This window comes from Mucilaginibacter sp. PAMB04274 (assembly GCF_039634385.2).
Taxonomy (GTDB): Bacteria; Bacteroidota; Bacteroidia; order Sphingobacteriales; family Sphingobacteriaceae; genus Mucilaginibacter.
The window spans coordinates 222,677-238,337 of sequence record NZ_CP155081.2 but is presented as its reverse complement, the minus strand read 5'-3'; the positions used below and the strand labels follow the sequence as shown (position 1 = coordinate 238,337).

Below are 15,661 nucleotides of genomic sequence, written 5' to 3'. Positions count from 1 at the left end.
ATGAACACCGAACCCCATCCGTCTTTATTACTGCAACCCCACTGGGTAAAGGCAATTCGGCAATATGCCTTTGCGGCCGAAGAGGCTGGTATGCTGCAACCCGAACAACTGGACATAGTTTACCAACAACAATGGTTTAAGCTTTTAGTGCCAAAAGCATACGGCGGCCTGGAGTTACCATTGCCTGAGCTGATACGGCTTGAGGAGGCTCTTAGCTGGGCTGATGGCAGTTTGGGCTGGGTAGTTACCCTATGTGCAGGAGCAGGATGGTTTGGCGGCTTCATAAATCCCGAAGCTGCGTCTGAAATTTTTGCTGATCCGAAAGTTTGCCTGGCCGGCAGTGGTGCTTCAACAGGCACAGCTACAAAAACAGCTGACGGTTATTTGCTTAATGGGCATTGGAAATACGCGAGCGGGGTTAAGCATGCTACGCATTTTACGGCCAATTGCCTTATTCAGGATGAGAATGGCAATAGTGTATTGAACGAAGACGGCGACCAGCTGGTATTGCCTTTTGTGATAGACAGCAATACAGCCACACAGGTTGCCGCCTGGAAATACATAGGCATGATGGGCACAGGAAGCCACGCCTTTACTATGCAGAACGCTTATGCTCCGGCAAACCGCTGCTTTAAGATTGATGCCGTTGCAGCGGTAATTGACACATCGTTATACCGCTATCCCTTTATGCAGTTGGCCGAGGCCACGCTGGCCGCCAATATTGCGGGTGTGGCTATGCACTTTGTGGACTTGTGCGGTTCCATATTTGAGCGAAAGATTGAGGAGTCGCGCCGCATGAGCGATGAGAACCGGGTAACGCTAATGAAAACCCTGCACAATATTAAAGAAAACCTGCAAGGCATACGTAACCAGTTTTATGAGGCCGTTGATGCCTCATGGCAAGCCGGCTTAAATAACCATTTAACATCCGAATACTTAAAGCCGGTAAGCACCACAAGCCGCTTATTAGCCCGCATAGCCCGCGAGGGTGTAGATGAGTTGTATCCTTTTTGCGGCTTGCAAGCTGCTTCGCCCGATACGGAAATAAACCAGGTATGGCGTGACCTGCATACGGCCAGCCAGCATGCGCTATTAACATTTATGGAGTAGTATTGCCATTTACGATGGCTTAGGGCAGATTACAGTGCTTTACCTTGGATGAACTAATGTGCTAAAGTTCAAAAATGCTAAAAGCCTTGCAAATTTCTTTTACGGATGGCTTCTTCCGTTTCAGGAACAAGAGACTCTAACCCAACTCTTACCGCCTCGGCCTGAACTTCTTCTATAAATGGACGGAAGCTTTTGTTGTACTCCTGAAATGCAGATTCGAAATCTCCTTTGTGCTTTTGAAAGGCCTCAGCTAATGCTGCAGCTCCATCTATAGCTAACGATCCTCCCATTCCTGCAGCTGGTGAAGCGCAATAGCCTGCATCGCCTACCAGGGCTACCCTGCCTTTTGTCCACGATGGCATTTTTATTTGACAGAGTTTATCAAAGTAAAATGTTCTTGATTGCTTTACTTCTTCCAATAATTCTGCGGTCCTCCAGCCAGCTCCTGCAAAGTGTTCCAAAATAATGTGCCGCTGTTGCTCTTCGTTACGATAATCATAAGGAATCTCTTTTTCTGAACGGAAACAAAGAATAATATCGGTCTTGCTGTTATAAGCATTCAGCATTACTGCTTTGTTAGGCACGTTGTATATTTGTGCGGTATTTTGTTTGATGAGCAGTTTATTAACGATAGTGATAGAAAAATACTGCCCCAAGAAATGCATGTATTCACTTTCGGGGCCGAACCAGATGTTTCTTACAGCAGAATGAATGCCATCGCAGCCAAACAGCAAATCAAACTGGCTTTGCAAACCATCTTTGAACGTAACGTGTATTTCGTCTCCGGTTTCACTCAGCCCGGTGATACGGTTGTTGAAAATAAAGTCAACTTCATCTTTCACCGCATCAAATATCATGTTTAGTAATTCATCCCGTTCTATCTCAAAGTCATCGTCTGGCAGTGGCTCCCCCTCTTGCCTGAGCAACATGGCACCTTCCGTAACATCGTCTGCATTTTTAAACTCCCATGTTTCCAAGTTTAACCGGTTGGCTTTTATCCGGTCAAAAAGGCCCATGCGTTTCACAATGTCAACGGTATTTCCACGAACGTTTACCGGGGTGCCGCCTTTCTTAAGCCCGTTTCCAACTTCAACAATAGTTACATGGTAACCTAATTTGTTCATCCAAAAAGCGGTTGAAAGTCCGGCAAAGCTTGCACCCGATATCAGTACTCTTTTTTCTTTTAATGATTTCATTTTATATAAATCCATCTTACCATGTTGAGATGGGTGACAACAAAATTCGGGCTTGCACTCCGGTTAGGCTTGTAAAAACACGACAAAAACACTGCCTGCAGCTTGTTAATGAATAAACCTTTGAAAGGAAAAGTCGGGTTGTCGCATCTCTATCTCATTATTGGCCGACTCGAGCTGTGCAGCGGCGGCATACACTAACATTTGCTGTTCGTAATTGCTAATGGCCGCTTCTATGGTCTTGTATTTTCCGCTAGTGACGTTTTCCGATAAAATCAAGGCGTCCATTAATCCTGTATTTACGCCTTTTCCTGCAAAGGGTGGCATTAAATGCGCGGCGTCTCCAATAAGCGTAATAGGCAAGGGGCGCGCCTTGTTCCAGGGTTTGTTCAGCGGTAATTTTTTTGTAGGCAATACCCAAAAAGCAGATGTAGCGCTCAATAATCGCTGGTAACGATCATCCCAATCAGATAACCTGTTGGAAAGAAAAGCACAGATGCTGTCCCTGCGCTGAAAGTCTAATTCATAAGCGTGAGCCCACTCCTCAGGCTTCTTAAAGATGACGCCGTAAGTTAACACGCCGTTATTATAAGGGTTTGCTACCAATAAATTACCTTGGTAAGCTGCCATGAGCCTGTTCCCGTTGCATAACTTATAAAATTCCGGGCAGTTTATCTCGGGTTGGGGTACATCTCCTTGTATAATCACCGTCCCTGTTTCTTGCGCTTGGATGTCTGTTACATAGTGTCTGACTTTTGACATACCACCATTCGCAACGATCACCAGATCAGCGGTTTTAGTGTGTTGATTTTCGAAATGGAGCAGCCATTTTCCGCAGTGTCCTTCAAGTCCTATGGTGTTCTTGTCCCAAGCTACTGTACCTTCGGTTAAACTACTCAGTAATATAGTTCTTAAATCGTTCCTGTTTATTTCAGGATTATCGAACTGAGTTTCGGGTGTGGGGGTTTTAGTGAACAATACCTTACCTTGTTCATCGGCCATGGTAACGCCCATGGGCATAGCTTTGGCATAATAGGTTTGCAGCAATCCTGCCTTTTTCAAGGCTTGCTGTCCTGAATCTTTATGAAGATCGAGTGTGCCGCCCCAAATTCTTGCCTGTGGGTCTTTGTCTCTTTCATAAACGGTTACCTCTACGCCATTTTGCTGTAGTAACCGGGCCATGGTAAGGCCAACCGGCCCAGCGCCTATAACGGCAACATTTTTATTTCGGAGTAACATGAATTTGCATGGTTATTTACCTGCAAAATTCAACAATGCCTCGGCATCAGGCTTGTACAAATGCGACAAAGTCTTCGGTTATGGTCTGTTTTCCCTTTCGTACTTTTCGGGCAAACGCGGCTGGCGTGGTCCCGGTATAGCGCTTAAAATCGCGGCTCAGGTGGGCTTGGTCTGCATAACCCAGTTCGTGAGCTAAGCCAGCAAGATTAGCGTCGGGATTAAGCCATAGATGGTTTCGTACCTGCTCAAAGCGCATCAAACCAGAAACGTCTTTCACCGTATAGCCTGTAGATTGTTTAAAGTTTCTTTCGAGTGTGCGCACTGTGGCGTGAGCGGCGGCGGCTACCTGGCTTACGGGTAAAGTACCGTTTGCTTTGCGCATGGCAACGCCCGCTTTAAACAACAAACTATTAGCGGCAATTCCCTCTCTTGCGTTCAGGAAATATTGTTTAACATGTTCCAGTGCTTCTTCAATTTTACCAACTTGAACTAACTGGCTGAGCGAAGACTGTAAACGGGCAATTGGGTGTTTAAATACGTGCACGCGATCCTGCCCCGGCTTGAGTCCAAGCAAATCGAAAACGGTCCACGGAAAGCACCTGATACCTATCACCTGCAAATGGTTAGTTGCATGCAAGATAACCGGCTGCCCCAACAGCCCCATGATGAACGGTGATGGCAGTGGCTGCAAGCCCCCGGGCGTAGAAATGCTACAGGTACTCCCGAAAATAAAAACGATTTCCGCATAACCGTCGGGAAGCACTTCAAAGGTCGATAGGTGTTCTCCAAAATCGATGCTGGTGTACCAAAAGCACTGTATGGCATCCCGTAACTCTTCGGGAGATTCAATTTCCTGGTGCTTCATATTACGTATTCGAGTTAAAGGTAATGAAATACTAAAGTTAACCCGTCGTTTCCCAATTATTCCAAAATCTTACCAAAAGTAGCCAAGCAATCCATTGGCATGCTCCCACCAATTGAAGTGTTAAGCGTATAGAGCAGGGTGGTAAAATACTTCAACAAGCTATACAGCACAACGCCCAAATTGCCTATATATGTATACGTCCGCCTATTGGCGGCCTGTTTCCTGCAATTATAAAACGATTAAATTGCTTCACAAATGAGTTGAGCCAGGCTTTTGATATCAACAAAATCATCATCACTAAACAACCTGGTGTTAGCGTGCGAGTCTGTACAGATCAGTTTTTTAATCAGCCCGCTGTTTCGAAGTTTGTTAATACCGTCATTTACAAACAGACCATGGGTGGTAATTACAAAAATATCGGCCGCACCGGCTTCTTTATAAGTTTTAGCTGCATTGATGATGCTGCCGCCAGAGCGAATCATGTCATCATAAATCACAACCGTTTTGCCGGCTACATCTGCATTGATAGCGCTTACCTCGGTATGGTCGCCCTTGAGGCGGCGTTTCAGTATAAACGCGGCGTTAACGCCTAAATCGTTCGCCAATGATTCTACCCATTTAGCACGACCGGCATCGGTACTGGCCATCACGAAATTATCGCCCCCGTACTGCCTGGCAACTGCCATTATAATAGGTTTACAGTATACATGTACCGGGTACAAATCATGCTCAAAATAATACTGAATGCCCTCTGAATGCAGGTCAAAAAGCAAAACCTTATTACCCCGGTTTGATTTAGGGATGCTGGATAACAGCCGGGCTCTGGTTTTAGCGGTTACAATCTCGCCGCTCAATACAGCCCGCTCCATGGTCGAATATCCAAAATAAGGAATAACTAACGTTAAAGAATTAGCACCGTAACTTACCAGAGATGATGCCAGATCATACAGCTCAAGTGTGGCTTCATCACTTACCGTACCACCAACCAGCACCACATCCCGGTTCTCAATTACAGAAATAATGCGCTGGTACCGTTCACCGTCAGTAAACTGGCTTACTTCCAGTATGCCTTGTTCAAAGTCGGCACAGACCAGTAATTTTTTGGCCAGGTATTCATATTCTTTAATGGCAAATAGTATCTTTTTCATATCCATTGTACTGGCGTTTTACCTGTCAAAAATAGTGGTATTAATCAGCTTTCCGTCAAATGCAGCATGTAACTCATTATGCAGGTTAGCATAGCTCTAACTCATGTAAATGGGAGAGCATTAAACACTTTCAACAAATGGCTCATGTAATTACTTAACGGTAGCGTAATATGTAAGGCTAAACCATCTGTATAATAATACGTTAGTTGTTTGTGTTACTTTATACACTTATTAAAAGACCGGTGCCATGTTGGAAAATTATATTATTGTTTTGGAGTGGCCTTGGCCTGTTTTTATTTGCATTTAATAATTTATCGGATATGCTGAAGGAGCCAATGGGCAACAGAGCTAAAAGACGGCTGGCTATTTTATAAATACATACCATTGCTCAAAATTATTAAACCGCTTAATTCCTACTAAAAGTCAGCAAACTTCACAGGGCTTTAACTCTACATAACTTACGTAAATATTTAAGCAGGTGGGCGTGCTGGCAATATTTGTTAAAAAACTATACCTACGGTTGTGTGTTGCAGCCTGTAAAAAAGAAGGTTCATATGAAATTTAACCATATTCATTTTATCATCAATCCGGCCTCTGGTAAAGAAGAACCTATTTTGTCTTACATTAATCAAACTTTGGATAACACTGGAATAGAGTGGGAACTGTCTGTTACAAAAAGAAACTTTAGCGCTGGGGAGATTGCAAAAGCGCTGATAGGTAAGACAGACCTGATTGCCGTTTATGGCGGCGATGGTTGTGTAACAGATGTTGCAGGCGCCATACAGGGTACAGCAACACCAATGGCCATCATACCGGGCGGAACGGCCAATGTGATGGCCAAGGAGCTTGGTGTGCCTGTAGACGCTAAAGCGGCGCTGGAATTACTGGTTAACGGCAAGTTGCAATTGAAAGTAGTTGATATGGGTATTGTGAATGATCACCTTTTTTTGCTGCGGATAAACTTAGGAATTATGGCAGATATGGTTTTGCAGGCTGATCGGGATTTAAAAGATCAGATTGGGCAGCTGGCTTACGGGGTAACAGCGGTTAAAACTATTGCAGAGGCAAAACCTGTTACCTACCGCCTCACTATTGACGGAAAAGCCGTTGAAGAAACAGGCGTATCATTAACAGTTACCAACTCAGGCAATATAGGCATTGGCGATTTTGCTTTACAACCCGGTATAAGTATTACGGATGGCTGGTTGGATGCTATCCTGTTAAAGGATGCCAGCTTTACATCACTACTTAAAGCTGCCGGCAGTACCTTGCTGCAAAATGAAACGGATGCTATTAAGCATTGGCAGTGCAAAGAAATCATTATTCAAACAGACGCTGACCAACGTTTTATTTGTGACGATAGTGAGCAGGTAGCCCAACTATTGCATATTAAGGTTGTACCGGCTGCTATACGTATTGCGGTTCCGGCCGAAATCTAAATTCTTATGCTTGCTAAAATCAAAAGTATCATTGTTTTGATTGTCATATTTTTCCAGAAAATATATGACAATGTATACCGACTGATAGCCGGTATGCCCACGTTGAAGCGGAGCCAAATTACAGCCGATCTGTTTTTAGGGAGTCAGTATAATTTGCTGGGATTACGTAAATTGAAAGCGCTTGGCGTAACAGCCATCATCAATATGCGTATACACTCTGTATACAGCGAGGCCCAATACGATGGGTTTAGCTACCTGCATTTACCCACAGAGGATAACACGCCGCCCACCATAGAAGCACTGGTAAAAGGCGCTGATTTTGCAGCCAGGGCCGTAGCTGATGGTGGTAAGGTGTATATTCATTGCAGGCAAGGGCTAGGCAGAGGACCAACCATGACTATCGCTTACTTGATTAAAACCGGTTTAACTTTTGATGATGCTTTTGCTTTAGTGAAAAAGGTACGCACCTTCATTAATCCCCGTCCGTCCCAAATAGCCAGGTTGAAAGAACTGGAGCAATATTACCAAAACAGTAGTAAAGTACCAGGTGCTTAACGCACATGTGCTGAAGTGTAAGCAGCCTGAATATTAATTACACCGAAATTAAATCCCTTTGTAAAGCTACCTGCAAACGCCTTGACGATACCGTTGCGGCAAATTTAATAGTAACAACCTATTCAATTCATATAGCCCGGGTAATTTTGCTGTATGCCGGCTATTTCTATCGAAGACATCTCTAAAGTAACGGGTACGGCAAAGCTGCCGGGTGTGGCCCGTTTGCTGATGAAGTTACTTAATATTGATGCGTTTAACCTGATGATGCAGCAAGCGGGCGAGTTAGATGGCCCGGCCTTTACCAACTTTGCATTAAACTATTTAGGCGTTACTTTAAATGTAAATGAAAACGAACTCAAGCATATTCCAGCCAACGGTGCATTCGTGGTTGTAGCCAATCATCCATATGGTGCAATTGAATCGCTAGCGCTGCTTACCCTCCTGGTTGCAAAAAGGGCCGACACCTTGTTCATGGGTAACTTTTTGCTTAAACGGGTGCCTAACCTGGCTCCATACATTATAGCGGTTAACCCTTTTGAAAAAGTAAAAGATTCTTCAAGCATCAGCGGAATTAAGACAACGTTACTTAAACTTAAGCAAGGCACACCGGTTGCAATTTTTCCGGCCGGCGAAGTTTCAGCATTCGATCTAAAAAGCCGGTCTATCACAGACCGCCAATGGCATCCTGTAGTGGGCAAGCTAATTGCCAAGGCCAATGTGCCTGTACTACCTATATATTTTCATGGTAATAATGGTTTTGGCTTCAGCCTGCTTCGCATGCTTCATCCAAGTTTGCAGACTGCAATGTTGCCTACGGAGCTTTTTAACAAAGAGGGGAAAGTGCTTCATGTGCGTATCGGTAAACCTTTAATTCCAGGTGTTGATTTGGACCCCAGACCGGAAACATCACTCCATCAACTCAGAACGCACACTTACGCAATGGGCAATCGCCTCTAGCCATGAGTCGGGTTCTTACAAAGGCATCACAGCGGAATTTGGTATACCAGTTTATCCGTTCAATGCTGCCCGTTCCAACGGTCGTCCCATTCAACATTCACCAGTTGGGTAGGCAATACATCTGCCTTATAATCATTCGTTTTTCCAGTCGTTAGCGCTAGGCTTGTATTATGCTACTGCGGCAAAACGGGTTTAGTAATTCTCCAGGGCTCAGTGGTTATAGATTCTAAAAATGCAATAATTGCAGCCCGTTCTTCTTTTGTAAGATTTAATTTTTTTAGGTGTACATCTGTTTTAGGAAACAACGGATTGTTAACCTGATTAGGTTTAGGTTTGGGCTGAGCCATCCCTGCGTTGTACATGTTCAATACACCTTCCATATTATCAAACAAACCGTTGTGAAACCATGGCCGGGTACGCATAACATCTCGTAAGCCAGGAGTTTTAAACTTGCCTACATCTTTCGGATCTTTGGTGATGTTGTACCTGCCCAAATCTTCATACTTATCACGGCCATAATACGTAAGACCAACGTTATGAAATTCATTGTCAGTAAAAAGCGGCCCGTTATGGCAATTCATACAGCGTGCCTTTGTACGGAATAAATGTAAGCCTTCTATTTGCTGGTCTGTAAGGCGCTTACTACTGCCTTGTAAGAAATAGTCAAAATCTGACTTCCGGCTGGTAAAGGTAAGCTGGTAAGTAGCCAGTGCCTTGGCTATGCGTTGCTGCGTAATATTTTTACTGCCAAAGGCGGCGGCAAACAGCGGTGGGTATCCTTTTATAAGCGATAATTTACCAGGGAGCTCCTTAAGATTTTGGTGCATTTCGATATCTGAAGCTATCGGACCGGTTAATTGCTCTTCCAGGTCTTTCGCGCGTCCATCCCAAAAAAGCATTTTGTAAAACCATACGTTTTCCAGGGATGGTGCATTACGTGAATTGGCCATTTGATTGTGTCCTAAAGAGACCTGTCGCCCGTCTGACCAATGCATTTCGGGCGCATGACAGCTTATGCACGATATTTGATTAGAACCAGACAATCGCGGGTCATAAAATAAAACCTTACCTAATTCAATCATCTCCTTATCCTTTACAGACTGTGCAGATATAGGTGCTTTAGGCAGCATACCTAACTCAGTCCACTTTATATCCGGATCAACATCAGGCTTAGGCCATCTATCGGGTGATTGGTTGTAAATGGCCCGCAATGAATCAGCGTTCAGCCCGTTAAAAGTCAATATTATGGTGCTGTTAAAAGAAAAATGTATGATAATGCACAACAAGGCTGTGATAGAGAGCAGTACCTTCTTCATCTGCTAAAAATATAAATTTAGGTTTAGGGCATAGGATAGCCTGCTTGTGCCTGGAGCAAAAGCGGCAGGCAGTAACACCGCCGGCGAACTAAGTTTGCGGTTTAAACCAGTTTGCAGACCGAAACCGGTACGGTAGCCTTTTAATAAGTTGGAGCTCACATAATTTAGTGTAGCCATCATCCCCCCGCTAAAGCTTTTATAGAAGTAATAATCCGGATAAACTACACCTTTTGTAAATTCTGTAACGGTAGATTCAGGAGCAATAAGATTGTTTTCAAGAGGGACCAGCGCTAAAACGCTTACCTTTACCGATAAATCGTTCTGGTTGTTTATATGATTGTAAAGCGCTATACCAACACTTGGCTGCAACCAAGTATAACGATTACTGGCATAAACACTCAAATCACGCCTGCTTATATCTTGGTACAATGCCCCTGCGGTAAACCCGGGCACAATGTGCTTAAATTTATTTAACATAACATTATACTCAGCGCTGTATTTTTTGTGGCTGACGTAATAATTTGTTGCGCCAATACGATTGTAAAAACCGCTGCCATCATCTAACCATATATGGAGCTTTACTTGCTGGCTTAGCTTATTTGTTTGATGTGATAATAACAACGCCGCATCCAGTTGGTCTGCCTGATAATTGGCAATATTGTCAAAGTTAAGGCTGGTGATTAAACCCGACTTATTGTTTTCTTCATTGAGTAAGTATGCGGCCACTGCTTTGATATTCCAGTTGATGATACTGCCGCTATAACTTACGTTCAAACCTTTGTATCGCTGATTTCTGTTTATTGTTAAGTTTGATCGTTGGGGATAAGCAGAACCATAACCCGTTACAAAATAAGTTATCCAGGGTTTATAAATATCAGATGTGTTTTCGCGGTAGCGATCGCTGGCGTAGGCTATGCCATTATCCTCATAGCCCGTGCCCCAACTCACGCCTACCCCAATGGTGTGCATGTTTGACCGATAAATTAATTCAGGCTTTATCATAATCCTGAAAATCTTTACATCCGGCCTCGGGTCCACAGAACGCGTTGCCGTATTGTACAAGTAATCAATTCCTGTACCTATAAACCAATGTTTTGGAGAAAGCTGAAAGCTTAATTGCCCACCCATATAAAACTGGTCGCGCTGATAAGGTCCGGCTTTGGCTGATGCAAAGTAGTAGGGCCGATCTTCATCCGGCAGTCCTTGCTGTGTCCAGGCCAGGCTGTCGTCGGCCCTATGTTGGTACGAAAAATAGCCCGACACCTTAAATTTACGCAGCGAGGCAATTCCTTCGGCACTAAATTCGGCAAGTGTGGTGCGTTGTGCCACTTGTGAAAGCCTGTAGCCACCAGACTCGCCCGATACCTTTAACTGTACCTGACTTGCCCTTTCAACAGGTACCACCAAAAGTTGGGAAACTGCTTTTTTTGAAAACTGCAAATTCTCAAAATTTTGCTTGTACAGATACAAACTATCGGTAACGGCCTGCGCGCAAGCTGTTACCGATAATAGCAATAAACACCAACCTATAAACAAGTGCTTCATCCTTACTTGAAAATGGTTTTAGTAGCGTCCGCCCGATCAAGATAATCAAAATCGTTGCTGGAATTGTTGGTGTCCATAAGCACACGGCGGCCATTAACCGTTTTGCTGGTTTTACGTATGATAGATTGAGAGGAGTAGGAACCACCTGGTACCATACCAAATCCCGCGTCCAAATCATCAGTGAACTTCTTAGGGATGCGTGCATCGGCTGATGTAGGCTGAATATCTACAGCGTCAAAGATGGTAACCTCTGCTTTCGGAATACGCAGTTTGTACTTAGTGTCATTGGTAATGCTTTTTACGTCTGGGGCCGGAATCAGTGCATATTGTTTTAAATCTTTTGTTGTTTTAAATACTACAAAGCCGTCACGACCCAGGTTATCCATAATAAAGTCGTTATTATATTCAACAACAATGTTCAGGTTAGTCACATTTAAGTTATCGGCATCAGAAGCAAAGCTTTTAGTGGTGCCCTTGGTTACTTTTAAATAATCAACCAAATAAGCTTCAAAATCTGCATGGCTAAGATCTACAGTAAGGCTTGGATCAGCAACAGCATAAGTGGTGCCGTTACCACTCCATGATACTTTGTGATTTTGTGCATTTTGAGCGATGATGATACTGCCACCGGGTTGTACAGGATATTTTTTACCCGATCCATCACTTGGAATCATATACAGAGAGGCGGCATACAAATAATTTTCATTTGCCTTGCTCACTGTATTACCAATTGCCTTGCTCCAATCAAACTGGCCAGACTGCAAATAAAACCCTTTCGATTGATCAATTTTTGATATGGCTGTAGCTACCCCTTCTATTTGACCAAAATACAGGCTGTCAGCATACATCAACTCGTTAGAGTTGTTGTAGATTTCCAAAAACTGATCTCTGAATATAGCACCGTTCTTTTGGTTTGATCCGGCGTAATAAATTTGTTTAATTACCCAACCGCCCAATCGCCCGCTCTTTAACACCAGAGACAGCTGGGTATTAGCGGCTGTAACGCTTTGGTTGCCCAAAGAGCCATTGAAAACAACATCATCAGTTACATAGGCATTTGTTTGAGCATTATAATCTTTGGCAGACATTTTTAATGCTGCAGTAACATTGTAAGTACCTTGGGTAATGTTGCCAAAGGTTACAGTTCCTTTTTCATTGGCAGTTGCTTTGTTGGTTTGCCCAGTAATTAAGTTGGTAATAGTAACCTCTGTATTTAACGCTGAAAAGTTATATTCTTTTAGCTGATCATCGAACGATACCGTAAGGCTCATGGAGACCTCTCCTGCATCGGGCCCCTGGCTTTTTTTACAACCAGCGGCAATAAAAAACAAGCTAAGCAGTAATAGTAAATTTACCTTTTTCATATTGTTAAGAGTTTAAATTTTAATAGATAGTTCAGCGCTAACAGCTACCGGGCTGTTAGGGGCATATACCTGCTGAGTTTCGGGGTTTTGATAACGCGGCATTAGGTTAAACACGTTATAAGCGCTTATTGCAAACCTTATTCGTTGCCTAATCTCCTTGGCAATTCGCATAGAGATGTTTCCATAAACAATAGGAACTTTAACATAGCTGGATTCCGTTCCGATATAGCCCAGGTATCCGTAATCGGGATTATTAATGTCAAAAGATGTTATAGGATGCCTGTTTAAATTTTTATCCAGATAGGCTACCGGAACGTTACTTGCATCCAACGTACGTTGAGAATTGAACCAGGCAACGTCTGCAATAACATTTACTACAAATCCCAGCTTGGGTATGTGTGTAGTAGTAGTAAATTTGCTGGTAATGGCCCAGTTTTGGTACTGATTACCATTATATACACCCCACCACGCAGCGCCACCCGCCAATGCCTTTAAGGGGTCGGCTGGAGAATAACGCTCACCCAAGTTATTATACTTGCTGTAGATGATAGAAGCATTGGCGCCTACGGATGTTTCTATGGCTTCAATTTTCTTTGTGTTAACAAATATTTCGGCACCATAGTCATTAGTATTCACCACATTGCTTATTTGGGTATCTGTTAAACTGCTTCCAATAAGTAGTTCATATTGCCCACTGAAAGTATAATTCGGCTTTTGTCCGCTTGCCACAACGTAATTATATTTAGGTACAATGAACGACCGAGGGGTTGATATGCCGTTGAAGCCGCCCCTGTTTTTTTTCATATATCCAAACACCGATACATCAAACAGGCTATGATTGAATTTTAAGCCGGCTTCAAGCTGGCTTGAACGAGTTGGCTTAAGATCCGTGTTGTCTGGAGTTACCTTTTGGGTATACACCAAAAATAAACTTTGATCAATGTTATTATCTGGTGTCCGGTAAGTGATTAATGGAAAGTCGTAATATACCGGACCTGGGTACCGATAAGCCATTGTAGGCGACTTAGTGGCGATACCGTACGCCAGCGTAAATTGTAATTGCTCTGATAGCTGGTAGCTGGTGTTGATACGGGGCTGAACATTCCCGAAACCATTCTGCTCATCATACCGTATGCCAGGCGTTACACTCAAATACCGGTTCAATACCTTAATCCTGAAATTGTCTTCGGCATATATGCCCAGATTAACTAGGGCGGGTAGCAGCTGAAAGTCATAAGGACGACTATTTTTGTTGCCTTGGTTACGCCATCTTGGGTTGTCAGGGTCTTCGAGCACACCGGCACCTTTGTTGGAGGAGGTTGACAAAGTTGTACCCAGATTGAACCGGTGGAACACCTTACCAATATTGAACTGCCCTAAAAAGCTTAGGGTTGCATTAATATTAACAGGCTTGCCTACGGTATGTTGTACCGAGCGGTAATCGCCGGGCACGAAGTACCCCTCATAAACACCGGTTGTATCTTTCGAAGCAATGGGCAATAAACCACCACGCCGCATTTCATACTCAGCATACGATTCAGAATAAGCTGTACTGAACCCGCCGTTGAAGTTTATACGCTTAAGGTACTTACTGTTGATAGTTGCGGAGAAGCGTTCGGCAATACTTAACCGGCGGTCCTTTGAAAAAGTGCGTCGCCCTTGTATATCTTCGGGATCAAGCTTTATATCGTCAAATTTGGTATTATAATCAACCGACAATGTATTTCTAATACCTTTGGACAGATAGCTGGTCCACATCACGCCAGTGCTAACCCTGTCATAAGATTTTACACTATTTCGTGGGTCTTGATAGCTGCGTAAAAAATTTACATTTACGTTGATGGCTCCTGCTCTTTTACCAAGCATATACCCTTTAGCCAAAGCGTAATTTGTAGAACCATACGTAGTACGGGCATTAAACTGATAAAAAGTTTTGCCTGCCTGCCTGTTTAAAATTACTGCGCCATCGGTTATATCTCCATATTGCGCCGAGGCCACACCGCGTACAACCTCAATGCTTTCAATATTATCGGCCGGAATGTTGCGTAAATCTAAGCCTGAAAATGTAGCGTCATAAATACCATTATAACGGCTATCTGTTATTTGTGCCCGGCTTAAGCCCAGGGTGCCAATATTGACGTTTTGCATATTGGCATTGTTAGACTGCTGAACGCCATCAACAATGATGGCTACGCCCATTGAATTATTTGATGCGCTTGCCCCTGTAGCTGCAGTGCGTAAGGTTAAATTTTGCATCGTTTGCAGATTGGGTGCAACGGTGGCCTTGCCAGGTAAGGAGTTCAAAATATCGGTAAGACTGAAAGCTTGTACTTGTTCAATGGCCTGCCTGTCGAATGTAATTGAAGAGTTTGAGTTCTCTCCTTTTTGCTTTTCGGTTACCTGTACATCGTTAAGCGTTAGGGTTAATTCCTGTAAGATGAAGACCGTTTCATGCTTCGGATTTTGCAGGTTCACTTTTGCCAAAATGGTATTCATGCCAACAAAAGAAACTTTCAAGGTGATAACAGGGAATTGCCTGACATTAATGGGGAACTTAAACTTGCCGGCAACATCTGAATAAGCTGTTATGCCCGTCTCTTGTACTAAGACTGTCGCAAATTCAATTGGCTTTTTCTTGCTGTCTAAAACCTGCCCTTGGTATGTGGCAATAGTTTGAGCCTGGCTTATTAGCGGGATAAATAATAAAAGTAAAAATCTCTTCACCTTATTTAGACTAAATCTAATTAAAAACAAAGAAACACTTTTTTTCCATAATCATCAAAGATGTAAGCAAAGTTTTTGACAGCTAAATTGCCGGCACAGAAACACTGCCGATGATAAGGGTGTTTTTGGCGCTGCCGCTTCAGCGCTTTTCTCATTCAAGGCTTTTAACGTTCTTGCCAGCTTTAATATAACGGAAACGCAAATAC

General features: G+C 43.4%; 12 protein-coding genes. 4 read left to right on the top strand and 8 right to left on the bottom strand.

Going from position 1 to position 15,661, the window contains the following annotated elements; translation table 11 throughout:
- On the top strand, window positions 1-1,110 hold the full coding sequence (locus ABDD95_RS01080) for an acyl-CoA dehydrogenase (protein ID WP_345950054.1): 1,110 nt from the start codon (window positions 1-3) through the stop codon (window positions 1,108-1,110).
- Between the two features lie 77 nt (window positions 1,111-1,187).
- On the opposite strand, the gene ABDD95_RS01075 is transcribed toward ABDD95_RS01080, so the two are convergent.
- From ABDD95_RS01075 to prs, 4 genes are all read right to left on the bottom strand, one after another.
- Window positions 1,188-2,306 (bottom strand): FAD-dependent monooxygenase, encoded by a 1,119-nt coding sequence (locus tag ABDD95_RS01075; protein ID WP_345950053.1) that lies wholly within the window; start codon window positions 2,304-2,306, stop codon window positions 1,188-1,190.
- Window positions 2,307-2,411: 105 nt separating this feature from the next.
- Window positions 2,412-3,542, bottom strand: coding sequence for an NAD(P)/FAD-dependent oxidoreductase (locus ABDD95_RS01070; RefSeq protein WP_345950052.1), 1,131 nt, complete (start codon window positions 3,540-3,542; stop codon window positions 2,412-2,414).
- A gap of 46 nt (window positions 3,543-3,588) precedes the next feature.
- On the bottom strand, window positions 3,589-4,407 hold the full coding sequence (locus ABDD95_RS01065) for a helix-turn-helix domain-containing protein (RefSeq protein ID WP_345950051.1): 819 nt from the start codon (window positions 4,405-4,407) through the stop codon (window positions 3,589-3,591).
- A gap of 239 nt (window positions 4,408-4,646) precedes the next feature.
- Window positions 4,647-5,555, bottom strand: coding sequence for a ribose-phosphate diphosphokinase (gene prs / locus ABDD95_RS01060; RefSeq protein WP_345950050.1), 909 nt, complete (start codon window positions 5,553-5,555; stop codon window positions 4,647-4,649).
- 554 nt (window positions 5,556-6,109) lie between these two features.
- Here prs and ABDD95_RS01055 point away from each other — a divergent pair.
- The 3 genes from ABDD95_RS01055 to ABDD95_RS01045 all read left to right on the top strand — a co-directional run bounded on the left by ABDD95_RS01055 (window position 6,110) and on the right by ABDD95_RS01045 (window position 8,506).
- Window positions 6,110-6,994 carry a YegS/Rv2252/BmrU family lipid kinase gene (locus tag ABDD95_RS01055; RefSeq protein WP_345950049.1) on the top strand — a complete coding sequence of 295 codons (885 nt, stop codon included), beginning with the start codon at window positions 6,110-6,112 and terminating at the stop codon, window positions 6,992-6,994.
- 6 nt (window positions 6,995-7,000) lie between these two features.
- Window positions 7,001-7,549 (top strand): dual specificity protein phosphatase, encoded by a 549-nt coding sequence (locus ABDD95_RS01050; RefSeq protein WP_345950048.1) that lies wholly within the window; start codon window positions 7,001-7,003, stop codon window positions 7,547-7,549.
- 153 nt (window positions 7,550-7,702) lie between these two features.
- The gene (locus tag ABDD95_RS01045) at window positions 7,703-8,506 is read left to right on the top strand and encodes a 1-acyl-sn-glycerol-3-phosphate acyltransferase (protein WP_345950047.1); all 804 of its coding nucleotides are present in this window, start codon (window positions 7,703-7,705) and stop codon (window positions 8,504-8,506) included.
- A gap of 173 nt (window positions 8,507-8,679) precedes the next feature.
- Here ABDD95_RS01045 and ABDD95_RS01040 read toward each other — a convergent pair whose 3' ends face one another.
- The 4 genes from ABDD95_RS01040 to ABDD95_RS01025 are packed head-to-tail and all read right to left on the bottom strand — an operon-like array spanning window position 8,680 to window position 15,455.
- Complete coding sequence (locus tag ABDD95_RS01040) at window positions 8,680-9,822, bottom strand: cytochrome c peroxidase (RefSeq protein ID WP_345950046.1); 1,143 nt, start codon at window positions 9,820-9,822, stop codon at window positions 8,680-8,682.
- A gap of 3 nt (window positions 9,823-9,825) precedes the next feature.
- Window positions 9,826-11,367, bottom strand: a complete 1,542-nt coding sequence (locus ABDD95_RS01035; protein ID WP_345950045.1) for a DUF6850 family outer membrane beta-barrel protein — start codon at window positions 11,365-11,367, stop codon at window positions 9,826-9,828.
- 2 nt (window positions 11,368-11,369) lie between these two features.
- Entirely contained in the window at window positions 11,370-12,731 is a 1,362-nt protein-coding gene (locus ABDD95_RS01030) for a DUF4876 domain-containing protein (protein ID WP_345950044.1), read from the bottom strand.
- A gap of 12 nt (window positions 12,732-12,743) precedes the next feature.
- On the bottom strand, window positions 12,744-15,455 hold the full coding sequence (locus ABDD95_RS01025) for a TonB-dependent receptor (protein ID WP_345950043.1): 2,712 nt from the start codon (window positions 15,453-15,455) through the stop codon (window positions 12,744-12,746).
- Between the last annotated feature and the right edge of the window lie 206 nt (window positions 15,456-15,661).